This window comes from Variovorax sp. YR216, from assembly GCF_900107745.1.
Taxonomy (GTDB): Bacteria; Pseudomonadota; Gammaproteobacteria; order Burkholderiales; family Burkholderiaceae_C; genus Variovorax.
Map to the genome: position 1 here is coordinate 763,222 of NZ_FNRO01000002.1, position 13,188 is coordinate 776,409.

14 protein-coding genes and 1 tRNA gene are annotated in these 13,188 nt (G+C 64.5%); 11 read left to right on the plus strand and 4 right to left on the minus strand.

Annotated features, from left to right (window positions below; translation table 11 throughout):
- Positions 1–7: 7 nt before the first annotated feature.
- The 4 genes from BLW05_RS08590 to BLW05_RS08605 form a co-directional block, all read right to left on the minus strand.
- A complete protein-coding gene (locus BLW05_RS08590; RefSeq protein WP_093161753.1) occupies positions 8–643 on the minus strand; it encodes a LysE family translocator in 636 nt (211 codons plus the stop codon).
- On the minus strand, positions 640–1,254 hold the full coding sequence (locus BLW05_RS08595) for an RnfABCDGE type electron transport complex subunit B (protein ID WP_093161754.1): 615 nt from the start codon (positions 1,252–1,254) through the stop codon (positions 640–642). The genes BLW05_RS08590 and BLW05_RS08595 overlap by 4 nt, the downstream gene beginning before the upstream one ends.
- Before the next feature lie 4 nt (positions 1,255–1,258).
- Positions 1,259–2,662: a polyhydroxyalkanoate depolymerase gene (locus tag BLW05_RS36385; protein ID WP_093161757.1), complete on the minus strand. Its 1,404-nt coding sequence runs from the start codon at positions 2,660–2,662 to the stop codon at positions 1,259–1,261.
- A 235-nt stretch (positions 2,663–2,897) separates the two neighbouring features.
- Complete coding sequence (locus tag BLW05_RS08605; RefSeq protein ID WP_093161758.1) at positions 2,898–4,094, minus strand: amino acid aminotransferase; 1,197 nt, start codon at positions 4,092–4,094, stop codon at positions 2,898–2,900.
- A gap of 109 nt (positions 4,095–4,203) precedes the next feature.
- Between BLW05_RS08605 and uvrB the strand changes: the two genes are divergently transcribed.
- The 11 genes from uvrB to BLW05_RS35335 all read left to right on the plus strand — a co-directional run bounded on the left by uvrB (position 4,204) and on the right by BLW05_RS35335 (position 13,161).
- Positions 4,204–6,327 carry an excinuclease ABC subunit UvrB gene (gene uvrB, locus BLW05_RS08610; protein WP_093161759.1) on the plus strand — a complete coding sequence of 708 codons (2,124 nt, stop codon included), beginning with the start codon at positions 4,204–4,206 and terminating at the stop codon, positions 6,325–6,327.
- 216 nt (positions 6,328–6,543) lie between these two features.
- Positions 6,544–7,080: a Fe-S cluster assembly transcriptional regulator IscR gene (gene iscR / locus BLW05_RS08615; protein WP_088957541.1), complete on the plus strand. Its 537-nt coding sequence runs from the start codon at positions 6,544–6,546 to the stop codon at positions 7,078–7,080.
- 71 nt (positions 7,081–7,151) lie between these two features.
- A complete protein-coding gene (locus tag BLW05_RS08620) occupies positions 7,152–8,372 on the plus strand; it encodes an IscS subfamily cysteine desulfurase (RefSeq protein WP_093161760.1) in 1,221 nt (406 codons plus the stop codon).
- 18 nt (positions 8,373–8,390) lie between these two features.
- Complete coding sequence (iscU, locus tag BLW05_RS08625) at positions 8,391–8,804, plus strand: Fe-S cluster assembly scaffold IscU (protein ID WP_093161761.1); 414 nt, start codon at positions 8,391–8,393, stop codon at positions 8,802–8,804.
- Between the two features lies 1 nt (position 8,805).
- Positions 8,806–9,129, plus strand: coding sequence for an iron-sulfur cluster assembly protein IscA (gene iscA, locus BLW05_RS08630; protein ID WP_093161763.1), 324 nt, complete (start codon positions 8,806–8,808; stop codon positions 9,127–9,129).
- 60 nt (positions 9,130–9,189) lie between these two features.
- Positions 9,190–9,708, plus strand: coding sequence for a Fe-S protein assembly co-chaperone HscB (gene hscB, locus BLW05_RS08635; protein ID WP_093161764.1), 519 nt, complete (start codon positions 9,190–9,192; stop codon positions 9,706–9,708).
- A gap of 93 nt (positions 9,709–9,801) precedes the next feature.
- Positions 9,802–11,658, plus strand: a complete 1,857-nt coding sequence (gene hscA / locus BLW05_RS08640) for a Fe-S protein assembly chaperone HscA (RefSeq protein WP_093161768.1) — start codon at positions 9,802–9,804, stop codon at positions 11,656–11,658.
- A 10-nt stretch (positions 11,659–11,668) separates the two neighbouring features.
- Positions 11,669–12,007, plus strand: a complete 339-nt coding sequence (fdx, locus tag BLW05_RS08645) for an ISC system 2Fe-2S type ferredoxin (RefSeq protein WP_093161770.1) — start codon at positions 11,669–11,671, stop codon at positions 12,005–12,007.
- On the plus strand, positions 12,007–12,726 hold the full coding sequence (gene dnaQ / locus BLW05_RS08650; protein ID WP_093161772.1) for a DNA polymerase III subunit epsilon: 720 nt from the start codon (positions 12,007–12,009) through the stop codon (positions 12,724–12,726). The genes fdx and dnaQ overlap by 1 nt, the downstream gene beginning before the upstream one ends.
- A gap of 63 nt (positions 12,727–12,789) precedes the next feature.
- Positions 12,790–12,864 (plus strand) — tRNA-Val (locus tag BLW05_RS08655).
- 150 nt (positions 12,865–13,014) lie between these two features.
- Entirely contained in the window at positions 13,015–13,161 is a 147-nt protein-coding gene (locus tag BLW05_RS35335; RefSeq protein WP_143044797.1) for a stereocilin, read from the plus strand.
- The last annotated feature ends 27 nt before the right edge of the window (positions 13,162–13,188 follow it).

The following is a 13,188-nucleotide window of genomic DNA, read 5'->3' on the forward strand; positions in this document are numbered from 1 at the left end:
GCGCAGGTCAGGCGCCCGGGCGGCGCCAGACCGCCAACGTGGCTGCCAGCAGCCACATCCCGCCCGCACAACCGCGATTGAGCATGCGCAGGCTGCGCTGCGACAGCCACCGCACCGCCTGCGTGCCGGCCGTCGCGTAGCCGAGCATGACGCAGGTGTCGATGCCGACGAAGACGGCGCCGAGGATCAGGTACTGCATGCCCTGTGGCCGCCCCGTATCGACGAATTGCGGCAGGAAGGCCGCGAAGAAAAGCAGCGATTTCGGGTTGGACAGCGCCACGGCCAGGCTGCGCAGCAGGGCCAGCCGACCGCGCAGCGGTTGAGCCGCGGCTGCGGTCAGTTCGGAGGCAACATCCGGCGGCTGGGCGCGCCAGAGCTTGACGCCAAGCCACACCAGATAGGCGACGCCGAAGATTCGGATCGCGTTGAAGAGGTATTCGGAAGCGGCGAGCAAGGAGCCCAGGCCGAGCGCCACCGTGCCGATGACGATCGAACTGCCAAGCGAAGCGCCTGCGATGCCCCAGGCGGCAGCCCGCATGCCACCTGCGATCCCGTTCGACATCGCCAGCAGCATGGTCGGACCCGGCGTGACGGCGAGTGCGAACGAGGCAACGATGAAGAGGAGCAGGGCGTCGAGGCTCATGGCTTGCTGGTTTCGGTCTGCGACTTGCCGGCACGTGCGCGAGCCAGCACCGCTTCGATGATCGCGCGTTTGCGGTCTACCGGGGCGGCCGGTGCCCTTTCGGTGGCGGGTTCCGGCTTTTCGCGTCGACGCTGGCGAGCCTCGTAGCGCTGGCGTGCATGGTCGGCCTGCCGCTGCGACCACGCGTGCCAGCCGGTCTGTCCGGGTGTCGCTGTTTCGAGAGAGATGCAGTCGACGGGGCAGACCGGAATGCAGAGCTCGCAACCCGTACAGTGCGGCTCGATCACCGTGTGCATGCGCTTGTTGATGCCGACGATCGCATCGGTCGGGCACGCGTCCAGGCAGAGCGTGCATCCGATGCACCAGGCTTCGTCGATGACGGCCAGCATGCGCGGCCCTTCGATGCCGAAGTGTGGGTTGACCGGGCCAGCAGGCCGGCCGGTCAATTGCGACAGGCGAATGACGCCTTCCGCGCCGCCGGGGGGGCATTGATCGATGCCGGCGTCGCCGGCTTCAATGGCCTTCGCATATCCCGCGCAGTCCGGGTAGCCGCAACGCGTGCATTGCGTTTGCGGCAGCGCCTCGAGGACGCGCGCGGCCAGCGGGATCACGGCATCAAGGCGACTTGCGCGCGGATGTGCGGGCCCGGGGCGCGCTGGTCTTGCGTGCGGCGGCCGAGGTTGCGCGCTTCTTCGCTCTCGACGGGGCCGGAACCGCGTCCTCCTGGGCCAGCACCGCCTGCGGCGCGCGCGTTTGGGGCTGATCGTGCTCGAGGATGAAGGCCTTGACCTCCGGATAGACCTTCTCGCGCCAGCGCCGTCCGCTGAAGATGCCGTAATGGCCGGCGCCCTTGATTTCAAGATGGCGCTGTTCGTCGGAAACGATGCCGGTGCACAGCTCATGGGCGGCACGCGTCTGGCCGGCCCCCGAGATGTCGTCGAGCTCGCCTTCGATGGTGAGCAGTCCGGTGGAGCGGATGTCCTGCGGACGAACCAGTTCCTGCGCGCCTTCCGGACTCTTCACATCCCAGGTGCCGTTGACCAGATCGAACTCCTGGAACACGGTGCGGATGGTTTCCAGGTAGTAGTCCGCATCCATGTCGAGCACCGCGTTGTACTCGTCGTAGAAGGTTCGATGCGCTTCGGCGCTCGCATCGTCGCCCTTGATCAGGTTCTTGAAATAGTCGTAGTGGCTGCTGGCGTGGCGGTCCGGGTTCATTGCCACGAAGCCGGTGTGCTGCAGGAAGCCCGGGTACACGCGTCGGCCCACGCCCGGAAAGCCGTCAGGCACGCGGTAGATCACGTTGTTCTCGAACCATTCGAAGCTCTTGTTCATCGCCAGGTTGTTGACCGCGGTCGGCGATTTGCGGGCGTCGATGGGGCCGCCCATCATGGTCATCGAGAGCGGGGTCTTCTCGCCGCGGCTCGCCATCAGCGACACCGCCGCCAGAACCGGCACAGTGGGCTGGCACACGCTGATGACGTGGCAGTTGCCGTACTCGCCCTGCAGGTAGCGGATGAATTCCTGGACGTAGTTGACGTAGTCGTCGAGATGAAATTCGCCCTTGGAAAGCGGCACCAGCCGGGCATTGACCCAGTCGGTGATGTACACCTTGTGGTCCTGCAGCATGGTGCGGACCGTGTCGCGCAGCAGCGTCGCATAGTGACCCGACAGCGGGGCGACGATCAGGACGACCGGCTGACTCTTCAGTGTCTGAAGTATTTTGGGTTCATCGGTGAAACGCTTGAAGCGACGGAGCTGGCAGAACGGCTTGTCGACTTCGATGCTTTCGTGGATGACGACGTCGCGCCCGCCGACGTTGACGGTCTTGATGCCGAATTCCGGCTTTTCATAGTCCTTCCCGAGACGGTAGAGAAGGTCGTAGCCGGCGGCCATGCGCTGCGCGATGGGCGTCTGGCCGAACACGGCGCCCTGGCCATAGAGTTTGGAAGCTGCCTGTGCGAAGTCCGCAAAGGGCTCCATCAGGGAGCGTTGCGCTTCATAAAGTTGGTAGAGCATCGGAGGGCCCAATTAGTTATTGCGATGCAATATATCAGCAGCTCTGCGCTCGAAATAGAGTGTGCGCCCCACTTGGAAGCCACACATGTGACATTGAGCCGATGCGAGCGTTTGCAACGCGGGTGCGAATGCTCCAGATGCTGTCAGCCGCGGCCCTCGGACGGCGTGGTTCGCCGCCTGGGGCCGGGAACTGGATGAAGCGGCACCGCTGGTCGTCCCGCGGCGCCGCTCGAGTTCAGAGCACTTTGGCGATGCTCTGGCAAACGTAGTCGATGTTCTTGCTGTTGAGCGCCGCGACGCACATCCGGCCGGTATCGGTGCCGTAGACGCCGAATTCCTCGCGCAGGCGAACCATCTGGTCCTTGGTCAGGCCGGAATAGCTGAACATGCCGATCTGCGCGGTGATGAAGCTCATGTCCTGCTTCACGCCGGCAGCCTTGAGGCCGTCGACCAGCTTCTGGCGCATGGCCTTGATGCGCACGCGCATCTCGGCGAGCTCTTCTTCCCACACGGCGCGGCGTGCCGGATCGTTGAGCACCGCGGCCACCACGGCGCCACCATGGATTGGCGGGTTGCTGTAGTTGGTACGGATCGCGATCTTGAGCTGCGACAGCACCCGCGCGGCCTCGTCCTTGTCCTTGCACAGCACCGACAGGGCGCCGACGCGTTCGCCGTAGAGGCTGAAGCTCTTGGAGAAAGAGGTCGAGACGAAGAAGGTCAGCCCCGCATCGACGAACTTGCCGATCACCGCGCCGTCTTCGGCGATGCCGTTGCCGAAGCCCTGGTAGGCCATGTCGAGGAAAGCGGTGAGATTGCGCGCCTTGACGGCGGCGATGACCTGGTCCCACTGCGCGGGGGTGATGTCGTAGCCGGTCGGGTTGTGGCAGCAGGCGTGCAGCACGACGATGGTGCCGGCGGCGGCGGTCTGCAGCGCGGTCAGCATGCCGTCGAAGTTGATGCCGCGCTTGGCGGCGTCGTAGTACGGATAGGTTTCGACGGTGAAGCCGGCGTTGGTGAAGAGGGCGCGGTGGTTTTCCCAGCTCGGATCGCTGATCAGCACCTTGGCCGACGGGGAAAGCTTCTTGAGGAAGTCCGCGCCGACCTTGAGGCCGCCCGTGCCGCCGATGGCTTGAATCGTGGCGACGCGGCCCGACTTCACGGGTTCGCTGTCGGCGCCGAAGACGAGGCCCTTGACGGCGTTGTCGTAGGCGACGATGCCGTCGATCGGCAGATAGCCGCGCGCGCTGGGCGCCTTCATCATGTCTTCTTCGGCCGCCTGGACGCACTTCAGCAGCGGCAGCTTGCCGTTGTCGTCGTAATACACGCCAACGCCGAGGTTGACTTTTTGCGGGTTGCTGTCGGCAGCGTATTGCTCGTTGAGGCCCAGGATCGGGTCACGGGGCGCCATCTCGACGGCGGTGAACATAGACATGGAGAAATCCTTTGGGGGTGGTCGGTTCGCGTGAATCCGGGGCAGCGTTTAAGCTTTCCGGTTCGCTTGAATTTTACCGGCCGCGCCCGCACCTTTCCGAGTCCACCCCATGCCAGAAGCCTCCCAAGCCATTCCAGAGTCGCCGCACGCCGAGTCCATGGGGCCGGTGAAGCAGGGCGAGTTCGTCAGGTTTCCGGGTTCGCCATTCGAGCTCTATCAGCCCTACCCGCCGGCGGGCGACCAGCCCACGGCGATCGCGGGCCTGGTCGAAGGCATTCAGGATGGCGAGGTCTTCCAGACGCTTCTGGGCGTGACCGGCTCGGGTAAGACCTACACGATGGCGAACGTGATCGCCCGCCTGGGACGGCCGGCGATCGTCTTCGCGCCCAACAAGACGCTGGCGGCGCAGCTCTACAGCGAGTTCCGGGAGTTCTTTCCGAAGAATGCGGTGGAGTACTTCGTCAGCTACTACGACTATTACCAGCCGGAAGCCTACGTTCCCCAGCGCGACCTGTTCATCGAGAAGGACAGTTCCATCAACGAGCACATCGAGCAGATGCGCCTGTCGGCCACCAAGAGCGTGCTGGAGCGGCGCGACACGGTGATCGTCGCGACCGTGAGTGCCATCTACGGCATCGGCACGCCCGAGGACTACACGCAGATGCGATTCATCATGCGGCAGGGCGACAAGATCGGGCAGCGCGACGTGATCGGGCGGCTGATCCGCATGCAGTACACGCGCAATGAACAGGACTTCGCACGCGGGACCTTTCGTGTGCGCGGCGACACGATCGACGTCTTCCCCGCCGAGCACAGCGAGCTGGCGATCCGTGTCGAGCTGTTCGACGACGAGATCGAATCGCTGCAGCTTTTCGACCCGCTCACGGGGCGCATCCGCCAGAAGATCCCGCGCTTCACGGTCTACCCGTCGAGCCACTACGTGACGCCGCGCGACAAGGTGCTGCGCGCTGTCGAGACGATCAAGCTCGAGCTGGACGAACGGCTCAAGTTCTTCCTTGCGGAAGGCAAGCTGGTCGAGGCGCAGCGGCTGGAGCAGCGCACGCGCTTCGACCTCGAGATGCTGGCCGAGATCGGCCACTGCAAGGGCATCGAGAACTACACGCGGCATCTTTCGGGCGCCGCGCCCGGCGATCCGCCGGCCACCCTGACCGACTACCTGCCGAAAGACGCGCTGATGTTCCTCGACGAGAGCCATCAGATGATCGGCCAGCTCAGCGCCATGTACAACGGCGACCGTGCGCGCAAGACCACGCTCGTCGAATACGGCTTCCGGCTTCCGTCGGCGCTGGACAACCGCCCGCTCAAGTTCGAGGAGTTCGAGCACCGGATGCGGCAGTGCATCTTCGTCTCCGCCACGCCGGCGCAGTACGAGAAGGACAACGCCGGCAACGTCGTGGAGCAACTGGTCCGGCCGACCGGACTGATCGATCCCGAGGTCGAGGTCCGTCCCGCAACCCATCAGGTGGACGACGTGCTGCAGGAAATCCGCCTGCGGGTCGAGAAGAGCGAACGGGTGCTCATCACCACGCTGACGAAGCGGATGGCCGAGCAACTCACGGATTACCTCGGCGACAACGGCGTGAAGGTGCGCTACCTGCACAGCGACGTGGACACGGTGGAGCGGGTCGAGATCCTGCGCGACCTGCGTCTCGGCGCGTTCGATGTGCTGGTCGGCATCAACCTGCTGCGCGAGGGGCTGGACATTCCCGAGGTGTCGCTGGTGGCGATCCTGGATGCCGACAAGGAGGGGTTCCTGCGAGCGGAGCGTTCGCTGATCCAGACGATCGGGCGGGCGGCGCGCAACCTCAACGGCAAGGCGATCCTGTACGCTGACAGGGTCACCGACTCGATGAAGAAGGCGATCGACGAAACCGAGCGCCGCCGGGTGCGCCAGATCGCCTACAACGAGGCGCACGGCATCACGCCGCGGAGCATCGTGAAGCAGGTGCGCGATCTCATCGACGGGGTCTACAGCGAGAAGTCGAGCAAGGAATCGGCAAAGCGCGACCTGGAGCGCGCCAAGGTGGAGGACATGTCCGAGAAGGACATCGCGCGCGAGATCAAGCGCCTCGAAAAGACGATGCTGGAGCATGCGCGCAACCTCGAATTCGAGAAGGCGGCGCGGGTTCGCGATCAACTGGCGTTGCTGCGCGAGCAGGCCTTCGGCGGTCCGGGACACGACAACATCGGCCCGGGCGAATCGGCCGCCTGAGACCGTCTGGGACTGCAATCGGGTTTACCCGAGCGCGCGGCAGGGGCTTCTGGTATACTTGAGCGAAATACTCAACAAACAAGAAACTTCGCGATGAAGGGCCGACTCCCATTGACTGGTTCGCCAGTCGAGCAAGGGTCGGGCAGGGCGGAGACGACGTCACCCAGGCCCTTGGCCGCGGTGTCATTTCAACGGTAAGCACTCAAGGAGCTTGCGATGCGTCTCACTACCAAAGGCCGCTTTGCGGTGACGGCCATGATCGATCTGGCGCTGCGCCAGAACACCGGTCCGGTCACGCTGGCCGCAATCAGCCAGCGGCAGCAGATTTCGTTGTCCTATCTGGAGCAACTGTTCGGCAAGCTGCGCCGCCATGAGCTGGTCGAATCGACCCGCGGTCCCGGAGGCGGCTATTCGCTGGGCCGCAAGGCTTCGGATATCACCGTGGCCGACATCATTGTTTCCGTCGATGAGCCCATCGATGCCACCCAATGCGGCGGCAAGGAAAACTGCCTCGGCGAAGCCGGGCGCTGCATGACGCACGAGCTCTGGGCATCGCTGAACCAGCGCATGGTCGAGTTCCTCGATTCGGTCACGCTGCAGAAGTTGGTGGACGACCAGATCGCCAAGGGCGTGCAGATCGAGAACAAGCCCGCCGTCAAGCGCGCGATCTCGAGCCAGCCGGTCGTCAAGCCGATCCGGGTCAATGCGCCCAATTCGGTGTTCGCGCTGGGCAACGCCTTCGCGAAATCCTGAACTCGAAGGCGCCTCCGGGCGCCGATTCGCCGCACACAAAGAACCAAACCCCACGACAGCCCGAGCCAGCCATGGACGTCACTCCTCACTTCCCGATCTACCTTGACTACGGCGCGACGACGCCGGTCGACCCGCGCGTTGTCGACGCGATGATTCCGTGGTTGCGCGAGCACTTCGGCAATCCGGCGTCGCGCAGCCACGCGTGGGGCTGGGAAGCTGAAGAGGCCGTCGAAAAGGCGCGCGGCTACGTGGCGGAACTGATCGGTGCCGATCCGCGCGAGATCGTGTGGACGTCGGGCGCCACCGAGTCGAACAACCTTGCGCTGAAGGGTGCCGCCCATTTCTACAAGGGCAAGGGCAAGCACCTGATCACGGTGAAGACCGAGCACAAGGCCGTGCTCGACACCATGCGCGAACTCGAGCGGCAGGGCTTCGAAGTCAGCTACCTGGACGTGCAGGAAAACGGCCTGCTCGACATCGAGGCCTTCAAGGCGGCGATCCGGCCCGACACGATCCTCGCGAGCGTGATGTTCGTGAACAACGAGATCGGTGTGGTTCAGGACATGGTGGCGCTCGGCAACATCTGCCGCGAGAAGGGCGTGATCTTCCACGTCGACGCGGCGCAGGCCACGGGCAAGGTCGAGATCGACGTCAAGACGCTGCCGATCGACCTCATGAGCCTGGCCTCGCACAAGACGTATGGCCCGAAGGGCATCGGCGCCCTGTACGTTCGTCGCAAGCCGCGCGTGCGGCTCGAAGCGCAGATGCACGGTGGTGGACATGAGCGCGGCATGCGCTCCGGCACGCTGCCCACGCACCAGATCGTGGGCATGGGCGAAGCCTTCCGCCTCGCCAAGCTCGAAATGAAGGAAGACATCGCCAAGGCGCGGGCGCTCCAGCAGCGTCTTCTGGACGGCCTGAAGGACGTCGAGCAAGTCTTCATCAACGGCGACCTCGAGCACCGCGTGCCGCACAACCTGAACATGAGCTTCAACTACGTCGAAGGCGAGTCGCTGATCATGGGCATCAAGGGGCTGGCGGTGTCCAGCGGCTCCGCCTGCACTTCGGCGAGTCTCGAACCCAGCTACGTGTTGCGCGCGCTGGGCCGGAGCGACGAACTGGCTCACAGCAGCCTGCGCATGACGATGGGCCGCTTCACGACCGAGGAAGAGATCGACTATGCAATCTCGACGATCAAGCACAACGTTGCCAAGCTTCGCGAATTGAGCCCGCTCTGGGAGATGTTCCAGGACGGCATCGACATCAGCACGATCCAGTGGTCGGCTCACTAGAAATCCAAGAGGTACCCCATGGCTTATTCATCCAAGGTCATTGACCACTACGAAAATCCCCGCAACGTCGGCTCTTTCGAAAAGGGCGATTCGACGGTGGGCACCGGCATGGTCGGCGCACCGGCTTGCGGCGACGTCATGAAGCTGCAGATCAAGGTCAACCCGGAGACGGGCGTGATCGAGGATGCGCGCTTCAAGACCTATGGCTGCGGTTCGGCGATCGCCTCGTCCTCGCTCGTGACCGAATGGGTCAAGGGCAAGACGCTCGACGAAGCCGCTGCACTGAAGAACGCGCAGATCGCCGAGGAACTGGCGTTGCCGCCGGTCAAGATCCACTGCTCGATCCTCGCGGAAGACGCGATCAAGGCGGCAGTCAACGACTACAAGGCCAAGCACGGCGCCGCCACGAAGGCGGCGGAGGCTGCTCACTGACATGGCTGTGACCCTGACCGAATCCGCCGCGCGCCACGTCACCCGCTACCTCGGCAAGCGAGGCAAGGGCGTGGGCGTGCGGCTGGGCGTCAAGACCACCGGGTGCTCGGGGCTGGCCTACAAACTCGAGTACGTGGACGAGCTTTCGCCCGAAGACGTGGTGTTCGAAGACCACGGCGTGAAGGTGCTGGTCGACCCCAAAAGTCTTGCCTACCTCGACGGAACGCAGCTGGACTTCGTTCGGGAAGGCCTCAACGAGGGCTTCAAGTTCAACAACCCGAACGAACGCGACCGCTGTGGTTGCGGCGAGAGCTTCCGCATCTGATTTCACCCGGCCTCGAGCCCGAGCCGCCACCATGTCATGTGCTGGCGGCTTTTTAGCGCCATGAACCTGACCGACACCGATTTCGACCTGTTCGCCGTCCCGGCGACCTTCGCGCAGGACCGCGCCGCGCTGGATGCCCGTTGGAAGGAGCTTCAGCGCGAGGCGCACCCGGATCGCTTTGCCGCGCAGGGCACGGCGGCGCAGCGGGTCGCCATGCAGTGGTCTGTGCGCATCAACGAGGCCTACCAGCGGCTCAAGGACCCGGTCAGGCGCGCGACCTACCTTTGCGAGCTGAATGGCGCGCCGATCAATGCCGAGAACAACACGGCGATGCCGCCCGAGTTCCTGATGCACCAGATCGAATGGCGCGAGGAACTCGAAGAGGCGGAAGACGATGCCGCGATCGAAAAGCTCCGCGAGGAAGTCGAGGCCGGCCGCGCCCGTGCGCTGTCGTCGCTCGACTGGCTCATCGACGAAAAGGGCGACTACCCAGGCGCGGCGAAACAGATCAGAGCCCTCATGTTCATTGAGCGCTTTGCCCACGACATCGAAATGAAGTCGGACCAGTTGGGACAATAGAGTGATGAACCACCCCCACGCTCATTACTTCGTGTATTCGCTGCCCCCCGGGGGGGCGCAGGCCTCCCTTGCGGCGGCCCGGCGGGAGGCCTGATGGCATTGCTTCAGATTTCAGAACCTGGCCAGGCGCCCGATCCGCACCAGCGTCGCATCGCCGTCGGCATCGACCTCGGCACCACGCATTCGCTGGTCGCCGCGGTCCGCAATGGGGTGGCCGAGTGCCTGCCCGATGGGGAGGGGCGCGTGATCCTGCCGTCGGCTGTTCGCTACCTCGACAAGGACCGCCGCCAGATCGGCTTCGACGCCCTCGCAGCGCGCGCCCAGGATCCCGCGAATGTGATCACCTCGGTCAAGCGGCTGATGGGGCGCGGCGTCCAGGACATCGGCAATCGCGATGCGATGGCCTACCACCTCACGGACGAAGCCGGCATGGTTCGCGTCCTGACTGCCGCGGGCGTGAAGTCGCCGATCGAAGTCAGCGCCGAGATCCTCGCGACGCTGCGTTACCGTGCCGAAGACACCTTCAACGATGACCTGTACGGTGCGGTGATCACCGTCCCCGCGTACTTCGACGAAGGCCAGCGCCAGGCGACCAAGGACGCCGCGCAGCTTGCCGGACTCCATGTGCTGCGGCTGATCAGCGAGCCCACGGCGGCGGCGATCGCCTACGGGCTCGACAACGCGAGCGAAGGCGTCTATGCGGTCTATGACCTCGGCGGTGGCACGTTCGACATTTCGATCCTGCGGTTGACGCAAGGCGTTTTCGAGGTGATCGCGACCGGCGGCGATTCGGCCCTCGGCGGCGATGACTACGACGATGCGCTGGCCGAGTTCGTCCTCGCTCAGACGGGCCTCAAGGCGATCAGCGATGCAGACAAGGCCGCGCTGCTGGTGGCCGCCAGGGCGACCAAGGAAGCGCTTTCCTCGGCCGACTCGGCGGTTTTTTCCGCACGTCTCGAGGCGGGCAACATCCACTTCGAAGTGCGGCGCGAGCAGTTCGAGCTCGCGACGGAAAAGCTCACTGCGCGCACGATCGCATCGGTCCGCAAGGCGCTGCGCGATGCGCGGCTCCAGCCGGCTGAACTCAAGGGCATCGTGCTCGTCGGCGGCGCGACGCGCATGCCGCAGATCCGCAACGCGGTCGGCAAATTCTTCGGCCGCGATCCGCTCACCAACCTGAACCCCGATGAGGTCGTGGCCCTCGGCGCTTCGATCCAGGCCAATCAGCTGGCTGGCAATGGCGGCGCCGATGACCTGTTGCTGCTCGACGTGATTCCGCTCTCGCTCGGAATCGAGACCATGGGCGGTCTGGTCGAACGCATCGTTCCGCGCAACCAGACCATCCCGACGGCGATGGCGCAGGACTTCACGACCTATGTCGACGGCCAGACGGCTTTGGCGCTTCACGTCGTGCAGGGTGAGCGCGATCTCGTCGCCGACTGCCGCAGCCTTGCCCGTTTCGAATTGCGCGGCATTCCGCCGATGGCGGCCGGCGCGGCGCGGATCCGCGTGACTTTCACCGTCGACGCCGATGGATTGCTGAGTGTCAGCGCGAAGGAGCAGGGCAGCGGTGTGGAGGCGAGCGTCACGGTCAAGCCTTCCTACGGGCTTTCCGACGACCAGATTGCCACCATGCTCCAGGAAAGCTTCTCCACTGCGCAGCAGGACATGCAGGCCCGGGCGCTCGTGGAAGCCCGTGTGGACGCCGACCGCATGCTGCTGGCGACGCAGAGCGCTTTGGATGCCGACGGTGCTCTCCTTTCCTCGGACGAGCGCGAAGGCATCGACACGCTGATGGATGCGCTGCGCCGCGCGCAGTCGTCGGGCGACGCCGGCGTGATCGAGGCCGCCACCAAGGCGCTCGCCGACGGCACCGAGTCCTTTGCTGCCCGGCGCATGAATGCCGGCATCACGCGCGCGCTGGCGGGCCGCCAGATCGAGTCCCTCTAAAGAACACTCCATGCCCACGATCAAGATCCTTCCCCACGCCGAGTACTGTCCCGAGGGCGCCGAAATCACCGCGCCAGCCGGCACCTCGATCTGCGAGGCGCTGCTCGAGAACGACATCCACATCGAGCACGCCTGCGAAATGAGCTGCGCCTGCACCACCTGCCACGTGATCGTGCGCAAGGGCTTCGAGTCGCTGAACGAGGCGGAGGAAGAGGAAGAGGACCTGCTCGACCGCGCCTGGGGCCTGGAGCCGCAATCGCGCCTGAGCTGCCAGGCGATCCTTGCACAATCGGACCTCACGGTGGAAATTCCGAAGTACTCCATCAATCACGCCAAAGAAAATCATTGATGACCCGGCAGATCGTCCTCGACACCGAAACCACTGGCCTCTCCGCCGAGAACGGCGACCGCATCATCGAACTGGGATGTGTCGAGCTGTTCAACCGCAAGCTCACCGGCAACGACCTGCACATCTATTTCAACCCCGAGCGCGAAAGCCATGAGGACGCGCTCAAGGTGCACGGCCTGACTACCGACTTCCTGCGCGACAAGCCCAAGTTCGGCACGCTGGCCAACGACATCGTGGAGTACCTTCGCGGTGCCGAGCTGATCATTCACAACGCGGCGTTCGACGTCGGCTTCCTGAACAAGGAGTTCGAGCTTGCGGGGCTGCCGCCGCTGCGCAACTTCGTCCCGGAGGTGACCGATACGCTGGCGATGGCGAAATCGGTCTACCCGGGCAAGCGCAACTCGCTGGACGCGCTGTGCGATCGCTTCGGCGTGGACCGCTCGAACCGGACCTTCCACGGCGCAAAGCTGGATGCGCAACTGCTCGCGGATGTCTACATCAACCTGACGCGCGGACAGGATGCACTGCTGATCGACGTGGCAGCCGACGAGCCCAAGCAGGGCGCCGTGGTGATCGTCGACCTGCGCACTTTCGAGTTGCCGGTGCTGGTTGCCGCGGAGCATGAACTGGCCGCGCACGAGGAAGTTCTGGCGCAGCTCGATAAAAGTAGCAACGGTCGAACTCTATTTCGCAAAATCGGCGAAATGACTGTGGCATAATCGCAGGCTTCGCACCAAACGGTACGAAATTCAAGACAGCGCAGGCATCCACGCCGGCGCTTCGGGCGGTTAGCTCAGGGGTAGAGCACAGCATTCACACTGCTGGGGTCCGGGGTTCGAAACCCTGACCGCCCACCAATTTTCCCCTTTCGGTTTTTGATCCTTCCGGCGCGCAGCTCCGCGTTTGCGGAGCAATTGGCGTTTGCCCGCCCGCGGGCGGGTGCTTGGCCTGTTGCATGGCGCCTTTACCTCCCGTAGAACGACGGTTGTGGTTGAAGGAGAACCGCCATGGCGACCAGTCCCGATCTTCCGCCTCCCATCTCGCCCGACCCGCCGGACGTTCCTGAGCTGCCCGTCGAGCCTGACCAAGGACCGGCGACGCCGCCCGGCGATCTTGCGTTTCCGAAGACTGCTTCGGCAGGCGCGCCGGCGTGACCTGCGGCCGCCCGCCGCTATGCTCGC

Excerpts from the sequence above, each read along its gene's own strand:
- BLW05_RS08590 (WP_093161753.1), bottom strand. The coding sequence starts at position 643 with ATGAGCCTCGACGCCCTGCTCCTCTTCATCGTTGCCTCGTTCGCACTC.
- BLW05_RS36385 (WP_093161757.1), bottom strand. The coding sequence starts at position 2,662 with ATGCTCTACCAACTTTATGAAGCGCAACGCTCCCTGATGGAGCCCTTT.
- BLW05_RS08605 (WP_093161758.1), bottom strand. The coding sequence starts at position 4,094 with ATGTCTATGTTCACCGCCGTCGAGATGGCGCCCCGTGACCCGATCCTG.
- uvrB (WP_093161759.1), top strand. The coding sequence starts at position 4,204 with ATGCCAGAAGCCTCCCAAGCCATTCCAGAGTCGCCGCACGCCGAGTCC.
- iscR (WP_088957541.1), top strand. The coding sequence starts at position 6,544 with ATGCGTCTCACTACCAAAGGCCGCTTTGCGGTGACGGCCATGATCGAT.
- BLW05_RS08620 (WP_093161760.1), top strand. The coding sequence starts at position 7,152 with ATGGACGTCACTCCTCACTTCCCGATCTACCTTGACTACGGCGCGACG.
- iscU (WP_093161761.1), top strand. The coding sequence starts at position 8,391 with ATGGCTTATTCATCCAAGGTCATTGACCACTACGAAAATCCCCGCAAC.
- iscA (WP_093161763.1), top strand. The coding sequence starts at position 8,806 with ATGGCTGTGACCCTGACCGAATCCGCCGCGCGCCACGTCACCCGCTAC.
- hscB (WP_093161764.1), top strand. The coding sequence starts at position 9,190 with ATGAACCTGACCGACACCGATTTCGACCTGTTCGCCGTCCCGGCGACC.
- hscA (WP_093161768.1), top strand. The coding sequence starts at position 9,802 with ATGGCATTGCTTCAGATTTCAGAACCTGGCCAGGCGCCCGATCCGCAC.
- fdx (WP_093161770.1), top strand. The coding sequence starts at position 11,669 with ATGCCCACGATCAAGATCCTTCCCCACGCCGAGTACTGTCCCGAGGGC.
- dnaQ (WP_093161772.1), top strand. The coding sequence starts at position 12,007 with ATGACCCGGCAGATCGTCCTCGACACCGAAACCACTGGCCTCTCCGCC.
- BLW05_RS35335 (WP_143044797.1), top strand. The coding sequence starts at position 13,015 with ATGGCGACCAGTCCCGATCTTCCGCCTCCCATCTCGCCCGACCCGCCG.